This is a genomic window from Clostridioides sp. ES-S-0123-01 (assembly GCF_020658415.1).
In the GTDB taxonomy this organism is placed as follows: Bacteria; Bacillota; Clostridia; order Peptostreptococcales; family Peptostreptococcaceae; genus Clostridioides.
This window is the reverse complement of record NZ_JACVWD010000006.1, coordinates 84,322-109,687: the sequence shown is the minus strand read 5'-3', so window position 1 is coordinate 109,687 and position 25,366 is coordinate 84,322. Positions and strand designations below refer to the sequence as shown.

Here is a 25,366-nt window from a genome sequence, read left to right as displayed (position 1 = left end):
CCCCTCCTAATAAATTTATTCTATATTTATTCAATAACAGCTAATACATCACTTTGTCTTAGTATTGTATACTCTTGTCCTTCTATTTTAACTTCTGTTCCAGAATATTTTTGGAATATAACCTTGTCTCCAACTGCTAATTCCATTTTTACTTCTTTTCCTTCAACTATCCCACCTGGTCCAACTTCTACAACTTCAGCTATTTGAGGTTGCTCTTTAGCTGCTCCTGGTAAAACTATTCCACTTGCAGTTTTTTCTTCTGCTTCCACTTTTTTAATTACTACTCTGTCAGCTAATGGTCTTATTTTCATTATTCACGCCTCCTAAAATATTAAGTATAGACTAGTTTGCCTATGTTTTTAGTTATTTTTAAATTAATACTACTTTTATATGTAGATTTATATATATACTTTTTATTTATTATCACTCTATCTACTAGAGTGCTAACAATTATTATAATATACCAATCACACATAATTTTCAATACCTTTTTTAATAATTTTTTATAATATTGGTGAAAACAATCTGGCTACAGATTCTTTAATTTTTTGTACAATATTTCTGTTCTTAAATACCTCTAAATTAAGTTCTTCACAATGACTTAAATCTTCATAGAAATCATCTGTCATTACTTTAATAACATCTTCATCATAGATAAAAGCATTTACTTCAAAATTAAGCATAAAACTTCTTAGGTCCATATTTGCTGTACCTGCAGAAGCAATTTTATCATCTATTATTACGACTTTGGAATGTATAAATCCTTTTTTATACAAATAAACTTTACCACCTGCTCTTAATATTTCTTCAAAATATGAATAAGATGCTATATTAACTATTTTGTGGTCTGCAATTTTAGGAAATATTATTCTTACATCTACACCACTAAGCGCAGCACTTTTTATAGCTTTCAGCAGACTCTCATCTGGAATAAAATATGGAGTCTCTATATAAACACTTTGTTTAGCTTGACATATAGCAGAAAAATAAGCATAATGAATGTCTTCCCAATCACTATCTGGTCCACTAGCTACAACTTGTATCATACTCTCACCTATATTTCCGACACTTGGAAAGTAATTTTTAGTAACTAAAACCTCTTTTGTTGTATAGTACCAATCAATCAAAAATGTCATTTGAAGCATATATACAGAAATTCCTTTAATTCTAATATGAGTATCTCTCCAATACCCAAACTTCTCATTTTTTCCTAAATATTCATCTCCTATATTTATTCCACCTGTATATCCAATTATTCCATCAATAACAACAATTTTTCTATGATTCCTATAGTTTAACTTTCCTCCTATTATAGGGAATTTTGTAGGTAAAAAAGCTGCTATTTCTATACCTACTTCTCTCATTTCTCGGAAAAATTTTCTATTAAACCAAAATCTCCAACACCCTACATCATCATATAAAATTCTTATTTTAATACCTTCCTTAGCTTTTTTTATAAGCTCTTCTTTTAACACCCTACCTATTTCACTGTCTTTGATTATAAAGTACTCTAAATGAATATGGTCTTTAGCTTCTCTTATATCTTCTATAAGTCTCTTGAATTTTTCATTTCCATCTACAAAAACATCTACTTTATTGTTCTTAGTAAATGGAAACATCCCAGTCTTTAGTAGCATACTTATGACTCTTTTTCTATAGCTACCATCTTCCTCATCTCTTAAAAGCTTATTTTGCCTTATAGATTCTTTTTCTAGTTCAACAATTTCTGTTATCTTTTCTAATGTATCAAAAAGTTTCTTTTCTTTTATATTATTAGCTAGTTTTTGAGTTTTAAATAATTTTCGTTTTCTAATATTTCTACCCGAAATAGCATATATAATTAACCCTATACCAGGAAATATGATAAACATCAATAACCAAGACATGGTTTTTGCAGGATCTCTATTTTCAAGTAATATAATTACAGAAATTATGGCTCCAGCTAGATATGATATAATTAAATAGAACAGAAATATTGTGCCTATCACTCCCATAATTCCTTCCCCCTTAAGTCTATTTTCCTATACCCAACTCTCTTGCATAGTAAAATAGATATTGTTGTGCAAACCCAGACATTTCTCCAAATTTATCAATCCCATAAGTTCTCATTTTAGGTAAACTCATATCTTCATTTATGTAGAACTCTTGCATAACTCTCTTAACCCACACATCAACTGGAAAAGAATCATATTTTTGCATACCAAATAACGCAATACAATCACATACCTTTGGACCTACTCCATTAAATTTTAAAAGCTCTTTTCTACAATCATCTGTACTTAAATTTACATATTCAGATACCTTATCATTATTTTCTATAACTGCCTGTGTAGTACTCTTTATGTACTTGTCTCTAAAACCTGTTTGACATGCTCTTATTTCCTCTTGTGAGGCTTTATTTAACTCTTCTGGTGTTGGAAATGCATAGTATTCTTTACCTTCATACTCACCTATGTATTTACCAAAACTTTTTGATAAGTTTTCTATAGCTCTTTGTATCATAGGAATTCTATTATTAGAAGAAATTATGAATGATATAAGCATTTCCCATCCATCTTGTCTCAAAATTCTTATTCCCCATCCAAATTCAGTAGCTTTATTTAAATATTCATCCATACTTTTTAGATTGTTTTTTATTTCTGTATAATCAGTCCCTAAATCAAAGTAATTATACCAAATGCTATTAAACTCCTCTAAATTTGTATTATTTAAATATACTTTATCATCTTCTTTTTTTACATTTAATATTCTACCTTTTGCAACTCCTGTGTATGAGCCATCTTCTTGCTTATGCCATCTAAAACATTGACCACACTCAAATATATGTTTTGGATCAAAATCTGTTACTCCTTCTAGTATAACTACATTATTCTTTTCATAAACATTCATATAAAAAATCTCCTTAATATTTATATTTTTATTTTATTTATCTACTTAAATACTTAACTGTGATATGTGCATTTTTCTTATTTTAACACAAAGATAAGTAATTTCAAAATTTATAATGTTATTATTATGTAAAATAATATTTTACTTTAAATTTTCACTATAAATAAAAAATGAACTCCAATAAGCTTATACCCATCTACACTTATTAGAATTCATTTTTTATTTATATTATCAGTTATTAATAACATATTATTTTGATTAAGTAAATTGATATTATAATCAATACTTCTATTCTATATAAATATTTTTATCAAAACTATCGCTGATATAACTTGTATTGTTCCTACAAATAGACCATATAAAGAAACTGCTTTACCTTGTCTTACTAAGTCTTTTACATTAACTTTTAATCCAATTGCTGCTAGTGCTATTATTTCAAATTTATTACTTATTTCTTTGCACAATACAGATACTTCTTTTGGTATAATATTAATTGAAAAAAGTGCACAAGTTATGAAAAAACCAATTACATACCATGGTATATTTATTTTTTTCTTTTTTATTTCATCTTTTTCTTCTTCAATAATTTCACTGTTAGACTTATTTTTCAAATGTCCAAATACTAAAACAACTACAACTAAGAATATTACTCTCACTATTTTGAAAATAGTTGCTAAATCCTTTACATTTTCCCCAACTATAGCTCCACTTGCCACAACTTGACCAATTGATTGTAATGTTCCACCTATCATTGCTGATGTTTTTACAAGCTCATGACTATATAAGAATTGAGATATTATTGGAAGTAAAAACATAAGAAATATACCAGTAACATTGACAATAGTTATTGCTATTCCTTTTTCTTTGTCTGTAGCATTAACTACTGGAACTGTTGCTGCTATAGCAGAAGAACCACATACTGCATTCCCACTTGCCATAAGAAATCTAAAGTTTTCACCAAAACCTAGCTTTTTACCTATATAAAGTGCTGATACTATTGTTATTGTCATTTGTAATATTATAAACAATATACCTGAAATTTTTAAATCTATTAGAGTAGATATACTAAGGGTTGCTCCTAATAATACTATTGAATATGATAGCAAATCTGTTTCTGAAAATTTATAGCCCCTTTGAAAGACTTTCTGATTTAAAAATAAATTTCCTACAAACATACCTAAAAATATAGAAATTGATGCTGCTCCTACTTTAGGTATTAATGTTGAAATAAATATACTAATATAACCTACTAATACAGATACAACCAATCCAGGTAATATTTCTTTTATATTCTTTAATGTAAAACTGCTTTTATTCTTTAACATAATATACCTACCTTCTAATTAATATAGTTTTCTTTACAATAATAGTATATAATTGTAATAACCATAAGTAAAATAAATATATAATATCGTAATGATTAATAATTTTAATGATTAATGTATATATTACAATTATCTGTAAGTAACTGATAAAAAATACAAAATTTTTATTATGCAAAGGAGATGTAAAAAATTGTTTGAAGAATTAAAAACATTTGTTGCTGTTGTTGAATATAAAAACTTCACCAAAGCTGGTGAATACCTAAATTTATCACAACCAAGTGTAAGTAAACATATTAAAAACTTAGAAAATTACTTTAAGGTTGTACTTATAAATAGATCTATTAAACAGAAAACTATTTTTATTACAGAAAGTGGACAAATATTATATAAAAGAGCCAAGGAAATACTAAATCTTTTAAGTGTTACATATCACGATGTAAATCAGGTTTCAGATGCTATAACTGGGCGTTTAAAGATTGGCGCAAGTTTAACTATTGGAGAATATATTCTTCCTAATTTTCTTGCACTATTTTCTCAAAAGTATCCTGATATAGATGTAGAAATTTTCATAGAAAATACATCCATTGTATCTTCTCATGTTAAGGATTATATTTTAGATATTGGACTTATTGAAGGGACTTGTTCTTCTCCCTCATTTATGCAAGAATATTTTTTTGAAGATAAGATGGTTTTAGCACTTCCGTATAATAGCCCTTTATTAAAAGATTTTAGTTTTGATAAGCTTCAAAATCAAAAATGGATAGTTAGAGAAGACGGTTCTGGAACTAGAGATTATTTAGATATGTTTTTAAGCATTAAGGAAATTATTCCAAAAAGTATGATGGTCTTTGGAAGTAATTATGCTGTCAAAGAATCAGTTAGAAATAATTTAGGAATTACAATAGTATCTAATCTCGTAACAAGCTTACCTGTTTTAAACAACGAACTGTCTGTCATAGAACTTGGAAGCAACTATAACAGACATTTTTCATATATCTTTCCAAAAGATATAACTTTATCAAAAGCAGCAAGTATTTTCATTGAAGAGTTAAAAGTATTTAGTAATTTAAATAGCATAAAAGATTAATATAATTTAAAGCTAACAATAAATTATAAGTTTTTTGAGAATGTTTATAGATTTGTGTAAATATATTTTTTCTTACTCAATATTACTGGAAATTTCTGATTCCAGTAATATTTTTATTCTCAAAATATTAAGTAAGTAATTATTTATAAATTTTTTGTTTCTTTCCTATTCATATTTAATTATTGTTTAAATAAACTTTTCATAAAGAACTGGATAGTATTTTCAATCATGTAACATTATTCAATAACTATATTTTTTAATGTTTCTATTATGTTTTTTTTATATAATCCACCATGACTAAAAACTATTTCCTCTATATCATAGTTACTTAATTTTTTAATAGCTTTTATCAATTCTTGCTTATCACTATGCATTACATCAACTGGTCTAAGTTTACCATCTTTTATCTCTAATAAATCTCCAGCAATAAGTACTTTAGATTTTTTTAAATAAAGACATATATGACCCCTAGTATGACCACCTGTGTGTATAACCTCTACTTCTTCACTTAAATTTAAAACTTCATGATTGTTTAAAGATACATCTACTGTAGTATATGATGACTTAAATCCAAATTTCATAGCATTTAACATATCAAGCATTTTATCATTAAGACTATCTATTTCTTGTTCTAACATGCAAAGTTTAAATGGGGTTTCTTCCCCTGTTATATAGTTGACTTCACTTTTGTATGCATATACCTTTATATCATTTTTAGATTTTTCTCTTAAATATTTTATATTTCCTATATGGTCTATATCATGGTGAGTTATTACTATATTTTTTAATTTATTAAAACTTGTATTACTATTATTAAGAGCATCAATTATTAAATCTCCTTGATCAGGAAGTCCAGTATCAACAAGAGTTACCTCATCTTCTGTATAGATTACTGGAATATATATAACTTTATCTTTGCCTAATATACTTGATGGAATTTCTAAAATATCTAATCCTTTTTTTAAATTCATAATATTTCTCCTTATAAGTATTGAACTAGAGGTAAATTTAATCAAAAAAATTAAAAAACATAGATTGTCCTCTAGTTACATTATATTTATCAAAAACTATTAAAACCTAGTATATCACTGAAATAGAGAGATTACTCGACTTGATTTTTTTGTTATTTTATGATATAGTATTTAATATAAAAATAAGTAATCCCAATAGTTGTAGCTATTAAAAATATTTTTTAATTCGCATTTGATATATTATAAGATGGATAGTTCTAAAATTAAATTAACATTGAATTTCAAACCACTCTTAGTCATATTTGGGTGTTTTTTATTTTAGATAAAAGATAATTTTTATTTTAGACATCAAATATGTTGTTGGGAATCCTAACATCTGACAGAACCCTACTCCAAAAGCAAGAGGTTTAGAACCAATGATTTTCCAACCTGGAAGCACCTTCATCATAATGAATATATCAATAATAGAAACTGCAAACATACCTACAATTGGTACAAAAAGACTGATTAAACCTGTCAAAGAAACTTTTGCTAAAGAAGGAATAACAGCTGCGAACACAACCATGTTGATAAAACCTTTGATTTTTACTTTTGCTTCATGATACTCTACTAAAAGACAGTTTGCTTCCTTTTTTTCCAATTATGTCTACTAAAAAAGCTGTAGATAAATTTGTTTTGCACAGATTTACTTACAGCCTCAATTTTTTCTAAAAATTTTCTAAAATCTACTTTCAATTACTTTTATCATATAAAAAAAAGTCTGATTTATAGGAGTTGGTATGTTATACTTTCTTCCAAGCTCACAAATATTCTTAGAGAACATATCTACTTCTGTAAGTCTATGAGCCTCTACATCCTGAAGCATTGATGTTCTACCTTCTCTTGAATGTTCTAGTATTCTATGTAATGAATTTTCTACATCATCTTCCGTAAGGCATATACCTTTTACTCGAGCTATATCAACCACTTCTCTCATTGCAGATTTTGCTAACTCTCTTAGATATTCAGAATCTTGAAATACTCCATAAGAAGCGCCAAGTATAGCTGAAGTTTGATTCACCCCAATATTAACCATGTATTTCCACCACATGTCTCGTTGAATATTTTTTGATAATACATATTCTATATTTACACTATCAAAAACTTCAGTTATTATATCTGTTTTTCTATCTTCACTATTATCTTTATTTCCAAATACAATTATTCCATCTGTAGTATGTATAATATTATTTTCTATTTTTTTTGCATCTATATTTGTTACATATGAATATACCATTTTTTCAATTCCAAATCTTTCTCCTATTATCTCTTCACTATTAACTCCATTTAGTAAAGACATTAGTACTGTATCTTTTCCAACTAATCCATCTAACTCTTCTATATTTTCTTTTAGGTTATTATATTTTAAACCTATAATTATATAATCAGCTTCTTGTTTATATTCATCTTTAGTTATATAATCGAAGTCATATCTTTTTCCATTTATTATAAAACCCTCTTCTAAATATCTTTTTTTTCTTTTTTGGTCACAAAGAATTTTAAAATCATATTTAGAATTTAAAAATTGTTCTGCAAAGGTAGCTCCAACAGCACCAACACCAAAAAATACAACCTTTTTTTGATTTTTCTTTAATTGATTACTCATACCGAAACCCTCCCCAATATATATAATAATTTTTTATCTTATAATTATATTGTACTGCTACCAGCTACTGTTTTGTAAATATATTTTTAACAAAAAACAGCTAGCTTTTTAAACGAAAGCTAGCTGTTTATTATATCTTATTTATATATTTAAATTGATATTTATTTAGTAAAAAAATTTGTATTTACTAAAATAATGTTAAATTTAATTAATTGGTTATTACATTCCTAATTCTTTAAATTCTCTACTTCCAGGTTTAACAACTGGTAATTTTCCTTCTTTACATAAAGGACATTCATCAGCTTCATAAACTTGAATATCAAGTTTTATTGCACTATATATAGGCATACCTATGTCATGATTAGTTCTATCAGCTATACAAGCAACACCTATAACTTCGCCACCTAACGCTTCTAATACTCTTTTTGTTTCCATAGTTGACTTACCAGTAGTAACAACATCTTCAGCAATTATTATCTTTGCACCTTTTTTAACTTCAAATCCTCTTCTTAACTCCATTGTATTATCTTTTCTCTCAGTGAATATAGCTTCTTTTCCTAATTGTCTTCCTAGCTCATAAGAAACTACTACTCCACCCATAGCTGGACCAACTACTAAGTCTATATCTAAATCTTTTATTTGTTCAACAACTGTATTTAATACCTCAGCTGCATACTCTGGAAATCTTAATAGCTTTGCACATTGCACATATCTGTTACTGTGCTTTCCTGAAGATAATAAAAAATGTCCTTCTAATAATGCATCACTTTTCTTTAATATATCTACTACATCTACTTTACTCATATTATTTTTTCCTCCATGTTAAATATTATAAAATTATATTTATTTTAATTTATATTCTTTGCTTTAATTGTACTTATTTGTCATACCTGTAACCTATATAATTCCTCTTATTTCTTCTAAATTCTTTATTCCTTCTCTATCCATAAATTCATTGATTCCATCTATTATCTCAAGCCCAATTTTAGGATTCATGAAATTTGCAGTTCCAACTTGAATACAAGTAGCTCCTGCCATTATAAATTCTATCGCATCTGTAGCTTTAGTTATTCCACCCATTCCCATTACTGGTATATTTACATTTTTACAAACTTCATGTACCATTCTAAGAGCTATAGGCTTTATAGCTGGTCCAGATAATCCAGCATATACATTTTCAAATACTGGCTTTCTATTTTTTATATCAATTGCCATTGCTTTAAAAGTATTAACTAAAGATACTCCATCAGCACCTTCTTCTTCACAAACTTTTGCCATACCCACAATATCTTCAGCATTAGGTGATAATTTTATTACTAGAGGTAGTTTAGTTGCGTTTCTTACCTCACGAACAACTTCTCTTGCCACTTCATTTTTTATACCAAAAGCCATTCCTCCTGCTTTGACATTTGGACAAGATATGTTCAATTCAATAATATCTATAGGTTTATCATTTAACAGCTTAACCCCAAGTAGATAATCTTCTAATGTTCCACCTCCAACATTAGCAATTCTAACTAAATCTAACTCACTGAAGAAAGGAAGTTCACTGTCTATAAATCCTTGAACTCCAGGATTTTCAAGTCCAACACTGTTCATCATACCTGATGGTGTCTCATGAACTCTCATACCATTGTTACCAGGTTTTTTATTTAAAGTAAGACCTTTACTACTTATACCACCAAGTTTTTGTATATCATAAATTTCATTATATTCTCTTCCAAATCCAAAAGTCCCAGACGCCATTATTACTGGATTTTTAAAATCAATATTTCCAAATTTTACGTTTAAATTAGCCATTAAAAATCACGTCCTCTCCCCAAAATACTGGACCGTCTTTGCAAGTTTTTTTATTTCCTTTAGTAGTCTTACATGTACATACTAAACACGCTCCTACTCCACATGCCATATGATTTTCAAGTGACACCATAATCCTTGTTTTAGTACCTTCTACCATTTTAACCAATTTTTCCATCATTGGAGTTGGTCCACATGTTAATATATAGTCATATTTTTCTACATCAATTATGTCTGTTACAAACTTATTTCCTACTGTTGTATATACCTCATTGCAAACTTCTCTATATTCATTTTCTAATATAACATCTTCTCTAAATCCAAGATAAGCATCGCAGTCTTTTATGTTTTTAGCAACTAAATATAATGGTGCTATACCGATTCCACCACCTACTAGAGCTACTTTTCCATCAACTTTACTATATCCATTTCCATAAGGACCCTCTAGCTTTATAGTATCGTTTACTTTTAGATTACTAATAATTTGAGTTCCTTCTCCTACTACTTTATAAAGAAAAGTTATACCTTCTTCATCTATATCATGTATACTTATAGGTCTTGAAAGGACTGGATAAGTATCCCATGCTCTTAGCATATAAAATTGCCCCATCTTACCTTCAAAAGTGCCTTTTACTTTCATTCTATACATATCTTCACCTATGTATATATTTTCTAGAATTTTATACATCCCAAAATCTCCTTTACCTCACTATTATATAATGTAACTACTAACCTTCATTTACACCTAGAAGCTTTATTATTAATGCCATTCTAACGAACATTCCATATTTAGCTTGCTTAAAATAAACAGCTCTATCATCTGTATCTACATCAACATCTATTTCATTTACTCTTGGTAGTGGATGCATTACTAACATACTTTCAGATGCTTTTTCTAATTTAGCTTTATTTAAAATATAATAGTTTTTTAGTCTTTCGTATTCTGATTTATCTTCAAATCTTTCTTGTTGAATTCTAGTCATATATAAAACATCCAAACTTCCTATAACATCATCTAAATTATTAGTTTCATAGTAAGCATGTCCCTTTATAGCTTCTTTTATATAGTCTGGCATTTTTAGTTCTTCAGGTGCTATAAATACAAACTTAGTATTTTTGTATCTCGCCATAGCCTTAACTAAAGAATGTACAGTTCTTCCATATTTTAAATCACCACATAATCCTATTGTGTGATTTTCTAAAGTTCCTTTTAATGATTTTATAGTAAGTAAATCTGTAAGTGTTTGGGTTGGATGCTGATTTCCGCCATCTCCTGCATTTATAAATGGTACTTCTGTAAATTTTGATGCTTCTGTAGCTGAACCTGATTGAGGGTGTCTCATAGCTATTATATCAACATAACCAGATACTATCCTCATCGTATCACCTAAAGTTTCACCCTTTGATGCAGATGATGAATTTGGCTCTGAAAAACCTACGACACGACCTCCTAGTCTGTTCATAGCAGATTCAAAACTTAATCTTGTTCTTGTTGATGGTTCATAAAATAATGTAGCTAATAGTTTACCTTCACATATATGAGAATATTTTGACGGATTGTCAATTATTTTTTGAGCTAATTCTAATATTTCATCTATTTCTTCTATAGAAAAGTCTTCTGGTTGGATTAAATTTCTTGATTTTAACATCTTTCGTCCTCCTTTTTTAGCCTCTCTGAACTAAAATTAAAAGTATTTTTGTACTGTTAGTAGCTTATCACCTTTACCTTATCCTGTCAAGGTATTGCGCAAATAATCATTATCTGGAAAGAATACTATTTAATAGTAATATTAATACAAATCCACATCAAAATTTAAGATAATACAAAAACACTCTATATTGCATTTAACATATAATCATTTTATATTTCCTGATTAAATTAAATATAATATAGAGCATTTGTATTTATGTATTTATCAATTTGTTATAGTACAAATCGATTATAAGATTCTTTTTGCTGTAACAAATCTTGCTGTATAGTATGCTGAATTTATACTAGTTACACGAACTGTTTTTCCTGTTGATGGTGAATGTATCATATTACCTCCACCTACATATATACCAACATGACTAACAGAACCAGAACCATTAGTTGTAAAGAATACTAAGTCTCCTGGCTGTAAATTTGCCTTGCTTACAGTTTGTCCATAATTAGATTGTGCCTTAGATGTTCTTGGTATCTTCTTTCCTACTGCATTTCTGTACACATATTGTGTGAATCCTGAACAGTCAAAAGTATTTGGCCCTTCTGCTCCCCAAACATATGGGCAACCTTGCTTAGAATAAGCCAAATTAAGTACAGCTTGAACTGCATTAGAGTTAGCTGTTGGCACATTTGAATTATTATTTTGTTGATTATTATTTGTATTGTTTTGTTGAGTGTTATTTGTGTTTGTAGAATCTCCATTTTGAGTAACATTTTGGTCTACTTGCGGTTCTTCTATTACTGGAGCTTTATCAGTTACATAAGATGATTTTACATATCCTTCTGTTTCTCCATCTTTAACTTTCAACCAATCTCCATTTTCCTCTAAAACCAATAAAGAGCTTCCTTTTTCTAGCTCTCCAATTACTTCTGAATTTTCACTTTTATCTTTTCTTAAGTTCACTTTATCAGCGTTAGTATATCCTACCCCTTCAGATATATCTACATATCTAGTAGCTAACCAACCTTCGCCATCTTCAACTTTAACTTTAACCCATTCTCCTTGAATTCCTAGAACTGTAAATTCGTCTCCAGAATAAGCTATGTTTTGAACTTGACCTTCTTCTCTTATCTTTATAGCTACTCCATCTTTTATTCTTGCAACTTTATATTTTACTTCTTTATATTCGCCTAAATTTAATTCAGTATTTGTTTTATCATCTTTATTTTGAGATGAATCATTTATTTCATCTGCATTTACAATTGAACTTACTGATAATGCCATAACTGATGCAAATACTGGTATTAATATCTTTTTCTTCACGATAAACCTCCTAAAATTTTCCCATAATTATCTTATGATTCTATTTTGTAGGTGAAGTGTACCTAAGGATAAAATACTAATACACAATACATTAATAAAAGCTCTATCTGTAACTTTTTTGTAAACCTCTTTATATAACTTTTATAGTATCATTATATTAATAAATAATAATTAATTAGTTTATCCAATATGTCACCTAAATATACATTATTTACTTCATTATATAATATGAGTTTGGAAAAGTAAAGAATTTTGTACCTTTTGAAGCTAAAGTACGCATAAATATTGTTTTATGTGTTTTTTTGTGCGTTTTTATGCATCGTATATTTTTTAATAAAACTTCTATAAAGTTAGAAACATAGTGAATTTTTTAACTTATTCTAAGTAAAAAGTCACTTATATAAAAGTGACTTTTTGATTATAGTTTTTTTAAAATTTGATTATGGTTCTACTAGTATATCATAAAATTCTACAACAATCTCCATTCTGTCAGAATCTTTAGGAGTTAATCCTATACTTTCACAGTTTTCTTTATGTTCTCTTCTCATACTTTCAGGAGCATCTGCATATGTAAATGGTATGGTTGAAACTGTCATAGAAAAAATGTTTCCTGTAACTTTTACATCTTTAGGCAATATATTCAAATCAATGATACTAGTTAAGCTAATCTTTAAAAAAGTAATAGAAGATAATAAGCATAAAATTAATGCTATTAAAATACCATTTTTATATTTTTCATTAAACATATTCATTACTCTTTTTCTAATATCAGATTGTTTATGTAATCCAGCCACAAATTTATTTGAAGTATTTGAACCTCTTCTCATTGCATTTATAATTGTTAAAGCATAGTCTTGTTTTTCTTCTTCACTACGGTTCTTTAAAACTCTCTCATCACAATAAAGTTCACAGTCTAAATCTATATGTTTGTCCATTATATATACAAATGGATTAAACCAATATACTATTTTCAAAAATATCATTACATACTTTAGACAAAGGTCTTTACTCTTAAAATGCATAAGTTCGTGCCTAAAAATCCAGTCGAGTTCTTTTAAATTATAGTCATGTGGTGGTAAAAGTACACATGAATCAAAAAATGCTGGTGTTTCAACTTCATAAGAATATTTTAATTTTATATCTTTTGTTATATCAAATTCTTTTAATATACCTTTATAAAGATTTATTATTTCTTTATCCTCAACATCATAGGATAAATCATTTATTAAATTTTTAAGTTTTATGTATTTAAATATAGTATAAATTAAATATATTACTACAGTTATAAGCCAAGTATATAATAAAATATTATTCTTTAAATTTGAAATATTATTAAAGCCTTCTAAATTTATATTATTAATATTGATATTTTCTTTGTTTCTCAAGATGTTTATTGTAAATGTATAGTATGTAAAAGGTAACAACAACTTAATAACTATTATCATCCATATGTAATAATTAAATTTTTTACTAAATCTTTTGAATACATTTTTCTTAAAAATCAATATCAGAAAAATACTTAAGCTACTTACTATAGTAGTTCTAAAAATCCCATTTAGAATTAAGTTAGTCATTAATTCTCACCCATCTTATTTTTTAATATTTTATATTTAAGTTTAATTATTTGTTAAATTTTTCATAAAATGTTTTTAAATTTTCAATTTAAATGTTTATTTAATAAAATTATTTTAATATTTATATACATTTAATATTATATTAAATATATATTATTTCTTGTTTTTATTAGATATTCTTTACTCTTTAATATATCTATTTCTTATTGTTTTGAATTATCATAAGTTATAATAATAAATAATCTTTGTTTAATTATAACTTAGCAAGAATTAGCTCACAATTTTCATTAGTTAATTAAAATAATTATCTATAAATTTTATTTTTAATATTTTATCATAATATTATAAATAACAGTTGAAAAATGTCTTAAATAATTTTGATTCATCTAATTTTTAATGCTTGTACACAATACAATTTTTTTATACCTTGGATAATTATATTTTATTATTTGATTCCTATACCCATATCATAATTGAGTATCTATAAGAAGGTTTAATTGATAACTCTAGACAATTTAACTATTGCATTAATACATCATTATATTGTATGGGAGTATCTATAATATCAGAATCTTTAGGAATCATGCCCAATGCTTCACAATTTTTTTTATATCTTTCTCTAACTTTTTCAGGAGCATCTGCATATGTAAATGGTAAAGTTAAAACTACTGTACTACCAATAATTTGTGTTTCTTCCATATTTTTAGGTAATACATTTAAATTAACAATACTAGTTGAGCTAATCTTTAAAAAAGTAATAGAAGATAATAAGCATAAAGTTAATGCCATTAGAATACCATTTTTATATTTTTCATTAAACATATTCATTACTCTTTTTCTAATATCAGATTGTTTATGTAATCCAGCCACAAATTTATTTGAAATATTTGAACCTCTTCTCATTGCATTTATAATTGTTAGAGCATAATCTTGTTTTTCTTCTTCACTACGATTCTTTAAAACTCTTTCATCACAATAAAGTTCACAATCTAAATCTATATGTTTGTCCATTATATATACAAATGGATTAAACCAATATACTATTTTCAAAAATATCATTACGTACTTTAGACAAAGGTCTTTACTCTTAAAATGCATAAGTTCGTGCCTAAAAATCCAGTCGAGTTCTTTTAAATTATAGTCATGTGGTGGTAAAAGTACACATGAATCAAAAAATGCTGGTGTTTCAACTTCATAAGAATATTTTAATTTTATATCTTTTGTTATATCAAATTCTTTTAATATTTCTTTATAAAGATTTATTATTTCTTTATCCTCTACATCATAGGATAAATCATTTATTAAATTTTTAAGTTTTAGGTATTTAAATATAGTATAAATTAAATATATTACTACAGTTATAAGCCAAGCATACAATAAGATGCTATTCTTTAAAGTTGAAATATTATTGAATCCCTCTAAATTAATATTATTAATATTGATATTTTCTTTGCTTCTCAAAATGTTTATTGTAAAGGTATAGTATGTAAAGGGCAATAACAGCTTAATAACAACTATCATCCATATGTAATAATTAAATTTTTTACTAAATCTTTTAAATACATTTTTCTTGAAAATCAATATCAGAAGAATACTTAAACTACTTACTATAACAGTTCTAAAGATACCATTTAGAATTGAATTAACCATATATTTTCACCTAACTTATTTATTAGTATTTTGTATTTGAATTTAATTAGCTCTCTAAGTTCTTTCTATGACATTTTATGTAATAATAAATGTCCATCTTACTTCAATGTGTATTGATTCTATATAAACATGGAGATTTAACTAAAGTTAAACTAGTTTTTGATTTCCTTTACAAAACCTCTTTTATTTAAATCATGTTTAATTTAGAAATATATTTATTTTTATTTAATATTTTTTCAATTAAGTTTATAAAACTATTTTTATTTAATTATAGCTTATTCATAATTAGCACGTCAATTGACAAGAATTAGTTTAAGTCATAAATATAGACTCTATCTAAAACCCATTAATATTACATTATAAATGTTTTGAAAGTAAATAATTTTAATTGCATCAACTTTAGTTTATTGCTTCTAATTATATTTAATTTTTTTCATAAGGTACATTAATATGTTCTACAAAATAAAAAATGACCCAAATCACTTTGAGTCATATAACTTTTAAGGACTGTACATAGTACAGCCCTTTTTATATATTAAATAATTATATCCTATTATTTATTAAGAGTAAATTCTAGTACCATCCTCTTAATTTCATAGCTTCAGCAACTCTCTTAATTGAATGCATATAAGCAGCTTCTCTCATTGTAACATTGTACTCTTCTTTGATTTTCCAAATAGATTCAAATGCTTTAACCATAGCTACTTCTTCTTTTTGCTCTACTTCTTCTTCTGACCAGTAGTATCCATATAAGTTTTGTACCCACTCGAAGTAAGAAACTGTAACTCCACCAGCATTAGTTAATATGTCTGGAGTAAGAACTATTCCTCTTTCAGCAAATACTTCATCAGCCTCTGGAGTAGTTGGTCCATTAGCAGCTTCACAAACTAATTTAGCTTTTATAGATTCAGCAACTTCTTTAGTTATAGAGTTTTCTAATGCAGCTGGGATTACTATATCAACATCTGAAGCCCAGAACTCTTCTAAAGATATTCTCTTAGCTCCTGGGAAGTTTAATAAGTTACCATGCTCTTTCATATGATCTAACATAGCTTGACCATCTAAACCATTTTCATTGTATATAGCATAAGAACCTTCTGATTTACACCATTCAGCCATAGCTACAACAGTACCACCAAGTTTTTCACAGTTAAGAACTGTGTAAGAACCAACGTTTCCTATACCTTGAACAGCTAATTTAGCTTTTTTCATATCTATTCCTAATTTAGCAGCAGCTTCTCTTGCAGTTACAGCAACACCAAATCCAGTAGCAGCTGTTCTTCCTAAAGAACCACCAAATTCAACTGGTTTACCAGTTAAAACACCTATAGCACTTTGTCCAGTTAATTTATTATATTCATCAACCATCCAAGACATTATTTGTCCATTAGTGTTTACATCTGGTGCAGGAACGTCAACTTTTTCACCTATTAATTTATATATTCCATCTATGTATCCTCTACTTAATCTTTCTAATTCACCTTGAGATAAAGTTGATGGATCTACTATTATTCCACCTTTACCTCCACCATATGGTATACCTGTTACAGAACATTTGAAAGTCATCCATATAGATAAAGCTTTTACTTCGTCTCTTGAAACATTTGGATGGAATCTTATTCCACCTTTTGTTGGCCCTACTGCATCATTATGTTGTGATCTAAATCCTTTAAAAGTTTTTATAGAACCGTCATCCATTTTTACTGGAATTGAAACCTCAATAACTCTCATAGGTTCTTTTAATAATTCATAAACTGCTGGTTCCATACCTAATTTATCACATGCATTTTTTACTTGAGATTGCGCCATCTCGAAGACATTTACATCTTTTCCTGACATTTGAAAGCCCCCTTATAAATACGTTATAATTATGTATACTCCATTTAGAAAAACCATTTCCTAAATTTACAGTTTAATTATAGCACACTTTATTGCAAATTAGTATATCATTTTTTCAGTTTATTTTTTAACATGGGAGGAAGTTTATTTTTTTAATTTTATGAATGTTAATATCTATTTTTTGTACATTAACTAAAGTCATTCTCTCAATAGACTTTTTTATTATCTGTTGCATACTTTCAATTTTTTTTATAATTTCTAAATCATTGATATTTATACTTACAAAAATATTCATAAAATTATTGCAATTCTCTATATTGATTTTATTTATTCTATCAATGCTTCCAAAGTTGTACACTTCATATTCAATTATTTGTTTAATTACATCTGCATCAATATAAACTTTGCCAATATAACTAAAAGTAGGTCTTATAATTGTCTTTTCTAAAACGACCATATTTATATTATTTCCTTTTCTAAAAATCCTTTTTAATGGATTTATACTAAGACCACTTGTCATATTTTTTATTTCAACTGCTGGAACAGGAATTACATGATTTCCTTCTTTTCTAGATTGTTTTGCTATTTCTATTTCATATTTAGTACTTATATCTTGAATATTTATAAATTTATAAACTTTTCCGATTGATAATCTATCTACAATCTGATTAATCATTTTTTTTGAAGTTCCTATAACAAGAATCTTATTTATATTTTCCTTCTCTATTACCTCTCTAACCTTCTGCCGATGTTCTAAATTATAAAAAATAGCTCTTTTAACTGCCTCAACAGTAGTCTTTGCTTGTTTTGCTGATATACCTGCTAAAACTTTATTTCTATATATTAAAATACCATCATCAATTATATAATCTATGTCATTTTCATATGCAAACTCTAGTGCCTTATAACTTTTTCCTGTACCACTTGACCCAACTAAAGCATATACTTCCATTTGATATCTCCTTTATTAAATAGTTTCAGACTAATTGCTTCAAAACTTTATTATTAATTAAAGTTATTATATCACTACTAATTGAATATTATATCCAATACTAAAATTTATAAAATAAATAAAATACTAAAAGATAAGATTCCTTTATAAAGTAAAAAGTTGATTCAACGAAAAATCAACAAAAAAAATTTTACTTTTTAAAAAAAAGGAATATAATATACTTTAAAGCAAGGAAAACTTACTGGATTTACATTAAAAGGAGCTGGTAATATGAACATTACAAAAAATTTTTTAAAAGACTATTTAGAAAAATTTAATGAAACACCATTTCTAGTTAGGCTTAAAGATGGGGAAGAATTTCTAGTTGGAGATAGCTCTCCTCAATTTAAAGTTATTGTAAATAATGATATTAGCAAATCTGAATTATTAAAAAGTACATCTTTAGCACTTGGAGAGGCCTATATAAATAGAGACATTGAAATTGAAGGAGATTTATTTTTAACCTTAAACCTACTTCTAAAACAAATAGACAAATTTAGTATTGATAACTCAGCTGTAAAACATTTGCTACATTCATCTAATTCGATGAGACATCAAAAGAAGGAAATACACGCTCATTATGACATTGGAAATGATTTTTATAGTTTATGGCTAGACAAAACACTTAGTTATTCTTGTGCATATTTTAAATATGATAATGATAATCTTTACGAGGCTCAGGTTAATAAAGTTCATCACATATTAACTAAACTAAATTTAGAAGAAGGTATGAGTCTTCTTGATATTGGTTGTGGATGGGGATTTCTATTAATAGAAGCTGCAAAAAAATATAAAATTCATGGTGTGGGAATTACACTTAGCGAAGAACAATTTAAAGAGTTTAATACTAGAATTAAAGAAGAGAATCTTCAAGATTACCTTGAAGTAAAACTTATGGACTATCGAGAACTTAAAGAATCAAACCTTACATTTGATAGAGTTGTTAGCGTTGGTATGCTTGAACATGTTGGCAGAGAAAACTATGAACTTTTTATTAAAAATGTAAATGCTGTCCTAAAAGATAGTGGATTATTTTTGCTTCACTATATAAGTGGCTTAAAAGAATCTTATGGAGACCCTTGGATAAAAAAATATATTTTCCCAGGTGGAGTTATCCCTAGCTTAAGAGAAATGATACATATTTGTAGCGATTATAACTATCATACTATAGATGTTGAAAGTTTAAGATTACATTATGTAAAAACTTTATTATCTTGGCATGAAAATTTCTATGATAATCTTCCTAAGATTAAAGAAATGTTTGATGATAAATTTATAAGAATGTGGGATTTATATCTTTGTTCTTGTGCTGCTGCTTTTAATACTGGCATTATAGATATACATCAAATACTTTTCACTAAAGGCATAAAAAATGATTTACCTCTAACTAGAGATTACATGTATTCTTGTTCAAAATAGATATTTTTATAAATTAATCAAATTTTGAACTTAATTATAAAAATAGAGCTATATTTAAGTAAAGATTTTTATAAAGTAAAAATCCTCTATATTAAAATAGCTCTATTTATTATATTCTTTATAAGCTTCTATTCAGCTATGTATTATACACTATAACAAAACTCTCCATTTTCTTTTATGTTAAAGAAGTCTGCATAACACACATCAAATATCCTATTTTCTAAATCAGATATTTCAACCTTATTTTTTATCAAATGAGTTAATACACCTACATATGAAATATCTCCTTGTATAACTGCTCCATAGATTATATTATCTTTAAAAATAAACTTTTTATAACAATCATTTCCATGTCTAGTTAATACTTTATAACTATCATCTACAGGTGTATTCATTCCTATAGAAATGGTTGGTATATCCATAAAATTCATACTATTTTTAAAAGCAAATTCATCTTCTACCTTTTTATCTTTTCCAACCATATTGTGTGCAGCTATAATTCCTTGTTTTACAGCTATAGGCCAAATGGCATTTTTACCTACAACATCCCCTGCTGCATAGATATTTTTTTGTGTTGTTTGGCATCTATCATCTATTATTATGCCTCTGTCATATTCTATTCCTGTTTCATCTAAAAAGTCAGCATTAGGTTTCACTCCTGTAGCTACGATTACCATGTCTGCATCAAGAATTTCTCCATTTGAAAATGCAACGCCTTTAACATCTTTACTATCATCTAAAACAATTTCTTGTATTGATGCACTTGGATAAAATTTTACGCCTTTTTCTTTAAATTTATTTTCGTATACTGATGCTGTATATTCATCTAATTGTCTATCTAGAATATATTTTTCCATAAAGGCCACTGAAATATCCAGCTGTTCATATTTAAATAGACCAATTAAAGCATCTATTCCAACTAATCCTGCCCCTATTATAACAACTTTCTTTGATTTTTCTGCCTTCTCTTTTATTTTATAAATATCATCTATGTTTCTTACAGAGTATACAAAATTTCCTTCTCTTAAATTCTTTATAGGAGGAATAGCAGAAGATGCACCTGTAGCTATTAAAAGCTTATCATAATTTACAGCGACGTCTTCCATTTGAACTAGTTTTTTATCTGTATCTATTCCTTTAACCGCTTTACCTGAAATCCAGTTTATGTTGTTTTTCTCCATAAAGTCTTCATCAACAAAGTTTATTTGCTTTAAAGTTCTGTGTTCAGATATAACATGATGTAGCATACATCTTGAGTATATATTTTCATCTTTAGAAATTACCACTATATTAGAATCTTTATCTAATTCTCTCAATGTTTTTGCTGCATTTATACCAGCAGCACTAGCCCCTAACACTACATAATTCATCATTTTCCTCCTTCTGTAATTCAATTGCACCACTTGGACAATTAGCTACACATCTAGGATATTCTTCATCTTTACATAAATCACATTTAAGTATGTTTTGCTTGCTTCTATCATCTGGTTTTAATAATCCATATGGACAAGACATTACACACATATAACATGAACCACATTTTTCTTCATCATATGAAACGATTCCACTCTGACTATCTTTATGCATTGCACCGCTCATACATGCTAAAGCACATTCTGGCTCATCACAGTGTCTGCAAAGAATTGGAACTGGATTATTATGTTTGCTATCTAGTTCTATATGCCCTCTACTATCATTATCTACATTTTCTAAATCAAGAGTATACATGTTATAATCTTTATTATGCTTTAACATACAAGCTAATACACAACTTTTACAGCCTGTACATAAATCTTTATTTATAAAAATTCTATGCATTACATTCCACATCCTTTAACCCTAAATTTTTTCTTCTGTCTATTATTATTTGTTCTAATTGATCAGCTGAAGATTTAGGATCTGGATTCACTATAACATGTCCTCCTGTTAAGTCTTTTAATTTTTCTGTTAATACCTCTGTTACTAACTTTCCTCCTGTTATAAATGGAGGTAATGCTAAATGAAGAGGTAAACCAAGAGCAAGTCCAAAAGCTCCATCAGCTAATGCTTGTTCTTCCAACCATTGTGGAGCTGAAAGCACTAATGGTAATTGTGGTAAATCTATTCCAAGCTCAGCCGCTAACTCTGTTGCTACTATTTCAAGTCTACCTATAGCTAAACATGGCCCGAAATTTAATACTGGTGGTATTCCTAAAGTCTTACATACTTCTTTTAAGTTTTCCCCTGCTAATTCTTCTGCTCCAGGTGACATAAGACCAACATTTTCTAATCCTCCAGTAGAACATCCTGCTGAAAGTACTATAATATCTTTTTTAATTAACTCCTTAGTCAATTCAACAGTATTTATATCATGACCTCCTGCTGTCATATTTGAACATCCTACAACAGCTGCAACCCCTTTAATTTTTCCTTCTGCAATTAAATTAATAAGAGGTTTCCATGAATCTCCTAAAAATGCTTTTAAATTCTTTTCACTTACACCAGTTAAAGACTGCTCAAATCCATGGTCTTTTGGTATATCTATTTCAACACTTCCTCTTCTCTCCTTATAAGATTCTAGTGATTTTTGTATTAATGAATTACTAAGTTCATCTAAATTACTTCTATCTAATTCTATATATTCTGCATTTGCTTTTTTAGCAACATCATCTAAGCAAACCATTTTTACTTTATACTTATCTGCTATTGGCTCAAGTCCAGGTATAGTACAGTTAAATTCAGAAAGAACTATATCTATTGCTCCAGTTGATAAAACAGCTTCACTTGTAAAGTTATTACCCGCATGACCAGCAAATACTTCTTGATAATGTTCTCCTCTTAATTGTAAGTCTTGACCAACACATGTACATCCTACTAACTTAAATCCTTTTGCCCCAACAGATTGAGCTAACTTTATAACATCTTCATCTTTTAATCTATCTTGGAAATTTGCAAATGTTGAATGTTGATGACCTGTTATCATTATATTTATGTAGTCTGGATCTATTACATTAAATCCTACAGGAGCCATTCTTATAACTGGTTCTCCTAACATAACATCATTTAAAAGATTCGTTAGAGTAAGACCATATAACCCTGTTGATATTCCTAAATTTAAACAGTTAACTAACATGTCTACTGGGTCACTGTTTAAGTTTGTTGATGATTTTACTATTGCATCAAATACTTCTGATTTTGCACCACCAGGCATTATGCCTAACTCTTTCCATTTTTTTACTCTAGGTGCATAAGCTATTTTTTCTACTAATTCCATCTTGTCATCTCTTGATTTATATAAATCATTTATAACTTTATCAGCTACTTTTATACATTTATCGTATTTTTCATCACTTTCTATTCCAAACATCTCTGCTAATTGATTTAATGTTTTTTCTCCCTTAATAACACCTTTAGTTATTCCAACATTTTTTAAATTCTTAGCTGTATTTTCTACCACATGTAAATAACAAGCTGCTCCTGATGCTACTGCTCTTAAAAAGTTTCTTGCTACTATAGTATCTGCATCTGCTCCACATACACCTCTTGGTGATTTTGGAGTTACTCTACATGGTCCATTTGAACAGAGTCTACAACAGACTCCTTGAAGTCCAAAACCACATTTAACCTTTTGATCTTCTGTTCTATGAAATGCTGTTTCAACATCCTTTGAAGCTACAAAACTTTCTAATTTCTTGTCCGCACTTTCGCACATTTTACAAGTGTTACAAGCCATTACAAATTCCCCCTTATATTTTTATATTAAAAAAGTAGATTTGATAGTATTATAGCAATTGACTATAATTTAACTATTAAAATCTACTTATTTAATACCACGTTTTCCCAACTTTAAAACAAAATATAAATTATTAAAATAAATATATATATTTATTTTTTTTTACACTTTTAATTATTTAAATCTTTACTTATTTTTTCTAGCTTATTTAAAACTCTATCTTTCTCACTTCCATCTAGTACTTTTGGTTGATAATTATTCCTAGAACTACTAGATGTTATTGCTGTTGGTATTATATTTGGCTCTTTAATTGAAGATAGTTTATTATCTGAGAAGGTAAAAGTTTGTTGATATATATAGCTATCTGTATCAGAAGGATTCTTATTTCCTCCAAAACAAAAATTTCCTAAACTGTAAGCTATATACTTATCTTTATACTTTTCTATCCCCTGAACTACATGAGGATGAGAACCTATAACCAGGTCTGCACCCTTATCTATTGCATAATGAGCAAAATCTTTTTGTTTTTTATCTGGAGAATATTCCAGTTCTATTCCCCAGTGAAAATAAACCATAACAACATCTGACTTCTCCTTTATGGCTTTAATATCATCTTCCATTTGTTTTAAGTTTTTTTCATTGTATTCAGTTGACAATCCATTATATCCCAATAAACCTACTTTAATTCCATTAACATCTATTACTGCGTCTTTACCTAAACCAAAATAATTTATCTTATTTTCATCCAGTATGAACTTTGTATCTTTCATACCTTCTTCAAAATAATCCTCTGAATGGTTATTTGCAACACTTACTGCCTCTACACTTCCAGACTTCAAAATGTTTATATATTCTGGTTTGCCTTTAAATGCAAACTTCTTCTCTTTCGCCTTTGATGCATTAGTAAGAGGACCTTCTAAGTTAACTACTGTTAAATCATCTTTTTCAAATATAGATTTTACATTTTTAAGAAAATAATCATAATCTTTTCCTTGTCTTTCAAATTCATGGTTGAAACTACCATAGTATGATGAACCCTTATAGTTTCCCATAGTTACATCACCAGTAAAACTTATAGTTATATCTTGTTTTACAGGCTCTCTTTTTTGTTCTTCAACCTGACTTTGATTATTATTAGAATCTTTTTTAATGTTATTTTCCTTCTCAGAATTATTAGAACACCCTACTACAAATAACAATAAACTCATAATACATATGTAAACTAACTTATTTTTCATGTTAAATCTCCTTTAAAGCAATAAATTCTTAATAAAATATACTCTTTTAAAAGTATAACATTTTTAAATGTACTCCATACATAACTTTTAAACTTTAATTTTATTTTTAAGGTAAACTTCTCTAAGATAAATAAAAATATAAGCAGATTAAACTTTATTGTAAAACTTTAAAATAAGAATATCATAATAAAGTTTTTGTTGTAGAATTAATTTAATTGTTATATTCAATAATATTTGTTATAATGTTATTGAATTACAAT

Annotated in this window: 22 protein-coding genes; 2 read left to right on the top strand and 20 right to left on the bottom strand. The window is 27.4% G+C overall.

All coding sequences use genetic code 11. The features are described from left to right. Positions 1 to 26 precede the first annotated feature (26 nt). The 4 genes from groES to IC175_RS15255 form a co-directional block, all read right to left on the bottom strand. Positions 27 to 311: a co-chaperone GroES gene (gene groES / locus IC175_RS15270; protein ID WP_227434618.1), complete on the bottom strand. Its 285-nt coding sequence runs from the start codon at positions 309 to 311 to the stop codon at positions 27 to 29. Positions 312 to 503: 192 nt separating this feature from the next. Next, complete coding sequence (gene cls / locus IC175_RS15265; RefSeq protein WP_227434617.1) at positions 504 to 1,994, bottom strand: cardiolipin synthase; 1,491 nt, start codon at positions 1,992 to 1,994, stop codon at positions 504 to 506. A gap of 19 nt (positions 1,995 to 2,013) precedes the next feature. After that, complete coding sequence (locus IC175_RS15260) at positions 2,014 to 2,889, bottom strand: DNA glycosylase (RefSeq protein ID WP_227434616.1); 876 nt, start codon at positions 2,887 to 2,889, stop codon at positions 2,014 to 2,016. Positions 2,890 to 3,182: 293 nt separating this feature from the next. After that, the gene (locus tag IC175_RS15255; protein ID WP_227434615.1) at positions 3,183 to 4,214 is read right to left on the bottom strand and encodes a YeiH family protein; all 1,032 of its coding nucleotides are present in this window, start codon (positions 4,212 to 4,214) and stop codon (positions 3,183 to 3,185) included. Positions 4,215 to 4,404: 190 nt separating this feature from the next. Between IC175_RS15255 and IC175_RS15250 the strand changes: the two genes are divergently transcribed. Then, on the top strand, positions 4,405 to 5,301 hold the full coding sequence (locus IC175_RS15250) for a LysR family transcriptional regulator (RefSeq protein ID WP_227483533.1): 897 nt from the start codon (positions 4,405 to 4,407) through the stop codon (positions 5,299 to 5,301). A gap of 236 nt (positions 5,302 to 5,537) precedes the next feature. Here the strand turns inward: IC175_RS15250 and IC175_RS15245 are convergent, their stop codons facing one another. The 12 genes from IC175_RS15245 to IC175_RS15190 all read right to left on the bottom strand — a co-directional run bounded on the left by IC175_RS15245 (position 5,538) and on the right by IC175_RS15190 (position 18,698). Further along, positions 5,538 to 6,272 (bottom strand): MBL fold metallo-hydrolase, encoded by a 735-nt coding sequence (locus IC175_RS15245; RefSeq protein WP_227846105.1) that lies wholly within the window; start codon positions 6,270 to 6,272, stop codon positions 5,538 to 5,540. A 313-nt stretch (positions 6,273 to 6,585) separates the two neighbouring features. Next, a complete protein-coding gene (locus tag IC175_RS15240; RefSeq protein ID WP_227851689.1) occupies positions 6,586 to 6,912 on the bottom strand; it encodes a hypothetical protein in 327 nt (108 codons plus the stop codon). Positions 6,913 to 6,990: 78 nt separating this feature from the next. Further along, the gene (locus IC175_RS15235) at positions 6,991 to 7,917 is read right to left on the bottom strand and encodes a ketopantoate reductase family protein (protein WP_227846103.1); all 927 of its coding nucleotides are present in this window, start codon (positions 7,915 to 7,917) and stop codon (positions 6,991 to 6,993) included. Positions 7,918 to 8,136: 219 nt separating this feature from the next. Further along, complete coding sequence (gene pyrE, locus IC175_RS15230; RefSeq protein ID WP_227434610.1) at positions 8,137 to 8,721, bottom strand: orotate phosphoribosyltransferase; 585 nt, start codon at positions 8,719 to 8,721, stop codon at positions 8,137 to 8,139. Between the two features lie 93 nt (positions 8,722 to 8,814). After that, positions 8,815 to 9,717, bottom strand: coding sequence for a dihydroorotate dehydrogenase (locus IC175_RS15225; protein WP_227434609.1), 903 nt, complete (start codon positions 9,715 to 9,717; stop codon positions 8,815 to 8,817). Further along, entirely contained in the window at positions 9,710 to 10,402 is a 693-nt protein-coding gene (locus IC175_RS15220) for a dihydroorotate dehydrogenase electron transfer subunit (protein ID WP_227851688.1), read from the bottom strand. Before IC175_RS15220 ends, IC175_RS15225 begins: the two co-directional genes overlap by 8 nt. Positions 10,403 to 10,442: 40 nt before the next feature. Beyond that, positions 10,443 to 11,363, bottom strand: a complete 921-nt coding sequence (pyrB, locus tag IC175_RS15215) for an aspartate carbamoyltransferase (protein ID WP_227851687.1) — start codon at positions 11,361 to 11,363, stop codon at positions 10,443 to 10,445. 291 nt (positions 11,364 to 11,654) lie between these two features. Continuing rightward, complete coding sequence (locus tag IC175_RS15210) at positions 11,655 to 12,683, bottom strand: NlpC/P60 family protein (protein WP_227483535.1); 1,029 nt, start codon at positions 12,681 to 12,683, stop codon at positions 11,655 to 11,657. Positions 12,684 to 13,123: 440 nt separating this feature from the next. Next, complete coding sequence (locus IC175_RS15205) at positions 13,124 to 14,257, bottom strand: M56 family metallopeptidase (protein WP_227851686.1); 1,134 nt, start codon at positions 14,255 to 14,257, stop codon at positions 13,124 to 13,126. 519 nt (positions 14,258 to 14,776) lie between these two features. Then, positions 14,777 to 15,907: a M56 family metallopeptidase gene (locus tag IC175_RS15200; RefSeq protein WP_227851685.1), complete on the bottom strand. Its 1,131-nt coding sequence runs from the start codon at positions 15,905 to 15,907 to the stop codon at positions 14,777 to 14,779. A gap of 573 nt (positions 15,908 to 16,480) precedes the next feature. Beyond that, positions 16,481 to 17,746 (bottom strand): Glu/Leu/Phe/Val family dehydrogenase, encoded by a 1,266-nt coding sequence (gene gluD / locus IC175_RS15195; protein ID WP_227434603.1) that lies wholly within the window; start codon positions 17,744 to 17,746, stop codon positions 16,481 to 16,483. Between the two features lie 127 nt (positions 17,747 to 17,873). After that, positions 17,874 to 18,698 (bottom strand): ATP-binding protein, encoded by an 825-nt coding sequence (locus tag IC175_RS15190; RefSeq protein ID WP_227851684.1) that lies wholly within the window; start codon positions 18,696 to 18,698, stop codon positions 17,874 to 17,876. A 270-nt stretch (positions 18,699 to 18,968) separates the two neighbouring features. On the opposite strand from IC175_RS15190, the gene IC175_RS15185 reads away from it, so the two are divergent. Next, entirely contained in the window at positions 18,969 to 20,156 is a 1,188-nt protein-coding gene (locus tag IC175_RS15185; protein ID WP_227824863.1) for an SAM-dependent methyltransferase, read from the top strand. Positions 20,157 to 20,299: 143 nt separating this feature from the next. On the opposite strand, the gene IC175_RS15180 is transcribed toward IC175_RS15185, so the two are convergent. The 4 genes from IC175_RS15180 to IC175_RS15165 all read right to left on the bottom strand — a co-directional run bounded on the left by IC175_RS15180 (position 20,300) and on the right by IC175_RS15165 (position 25,106). Further along, the gene (locus tag IC175_RS15180; protein WP_227851683.1) at positions 20,300 to 21,526 is read right to left on the bottom strand and encodes an FAD-dependent oxidoreductase; all 1,227 of its coding nucleotides are present in this window, start codon (positions 21,524 to 21,526) and stop codon (positions 20,300 to 20,302) included. Next, positions 21,501 to 21,974, bottom strand: a complete 474-nt coding sequence (locus tag IC175_RS15175; protein ID WP_227434599.1) for a 4Fe-4S dicluster domain-containing protein — start codon at positions 21,972 to 21,974, stop codon at positions 21,501 to 21,503. The genes IC175_RS15180 and IC175_RS15175 overlap by 26 nt, the downstream gene beginning before the upstream one ends. Further along, the gene (gene cooS, locus IC175_RS15170) at positions 21,967 to 23,868 is read right to left on the bottom strand and encodes an anaerobic carbon-monoxide dehydrogenase catalytic subunit (protein WP_227434598.1); all 1,902 of its coding nucleotides are present in this window, start codon (positions 23,866 to 23,868) and stop codon (positions 21,967 to 21,969) included. Before cooS ends, IC175_RS15175 begins: the two co-directional genes overlap by 8 nt. A gap of 170 nt (positions 23,869 to 24,038) precedes the next feature. Further along, positions 24,039 to 25,106 carry a CapA family protein gene (locus IC175_RS15165; protein ID WP_227836198.1) on the bottom strand — a complete coding sequence of 356 codons (1,068 nt, stop codon included), beginning with the start codon at positions 25,104 to 25,106 and terminating at the stop codon, positions 24,039 to 24,041. Between the last annotated feature and the right edge of the window lie 260 nt (positions 25,107 to 25,366).

Coding starts and splice junctions, on each gene's coding strand:
- groES (WP_227434618.1), bottom strand. CDS start 311: ATGAAAATAAGACCATTAGCTGACAGAGTAGTAATTAAAAAAGTGGAA.
- cls (WP_227434617.1), bottom strand. CDS start 1,994: ATGGGAGTGATAGGCACAATATTTCTGTTCTATTTAATTATATCATAT.
- IC175_RS15260 (WP_227434616.1), bottom strand. CDS start 2,889: ATGAATGTTTATGAAAAGAATAATGTAGTTATACTAGAAGGAGTAACA.
- IC175_RS15255 (WP_227434615.1), bottom strand. CDS start 4,214: ATGTTAAAGAATAAAAGCAGTTTTACATTAAAGAATATAAAAGAAATA.
- IC175_RS15245 (WP_227846105.1), bottom strand. CDS start 6,272: ATGAATTTAAAAAAAGGATTAGATATTTTAGAAATTCCATCAAGTATA.
- IC175_RS15235 (WP_227846103.1), bottom strand. CDS start 7,917: ATGAGTAATCAATTAAAGAAAAATCAAAAAAAGGTTGTATTTTTTGGT.
- pyrE (WP_227434610.1), bottom strand. CDS start 8,721: ATGAGTAAAGTAGATGTAGTAGATATATTAAAGAAAAGTGATGCATTA.
- IC175_RS15225 (WP_227434609.1), bottom strand. CDS start 9,717: ATGGCTAATTTAAACGTAAAATTTGGAAATATTGATTTTAAAAATCCA.
- IC175_RS15220 (WP_227851688.1), bottom strand. CDS start 10,402: ATGTATAAAATTCTAGAAAATATATACATAGGTGAAGATATGTATAGA.
- pyrB (WP_227851687.1), bottom strand. CDS start 11,363: ATGTTAAAATCAAGAAATTTAATCCAACCAGAAGACTTTTCTATAGAA.
- IC175_RS15205 (WP_227851686.1), bottom strand. CDS start 14,257: ATGACTAACTTAATTCTAAATGGGATTTTTAGAACTACTATAGTAAGT.
- IC175_RS15200 (WP_227851685.1), bottom strand. CDS start 15,907: ATGGTTAATTCAATTCTAAATGGTATCTTTAGAACTGTTATAGTAAGT.
- gluD (WP_227434603.1), bottom strand. CDS start 17,746: ATGTCAGGAAAAGATGTAAATGTCTTCGAGATGGCGCAATCTCAAGTA.
- IC175_RS15190 (WP_227851684.1), bottom strand. CDS start 18,698: ATGGAAGTATATGCTTTAGTTGGGTCAAGTGGTACAGGAAAAAGTTAT.
- IC175_RS15185 (WP_227824863.1), top strand. CDS start 18,969: ATGAACATTACAAAAAATTTTTTAAAAGACTATTTAGAAAAATTTAAT.
- IC175_RS15180 (WP_227851683.1), bottom strand. CDS start 21,526: ATGAATTATGTAGTGTTAGGGGCTAGTGCTGCTGGTATAAATGCAGCA.
- IC175_RS15175 (WP_227434599.1), bottom strand. CDS start 21,974: ATGCATAGAATTTTTATAAATAAAGATTTATGTACAGGCTGTAAAAGT.
- cooS (WP_227434598.1), bottom strand. CDS start 23,868: ATGGCTTGTAACACTTGTAAAATGTGCGAAAGTGCGGACAAGAAATTA.
- IC175_RS15165 (WP_227836198.1), bottom strand. CDS start 25,106: ATGAAAAATAAGTTAGTTTACATATGTATTATGAGTTTATTGTTATTT.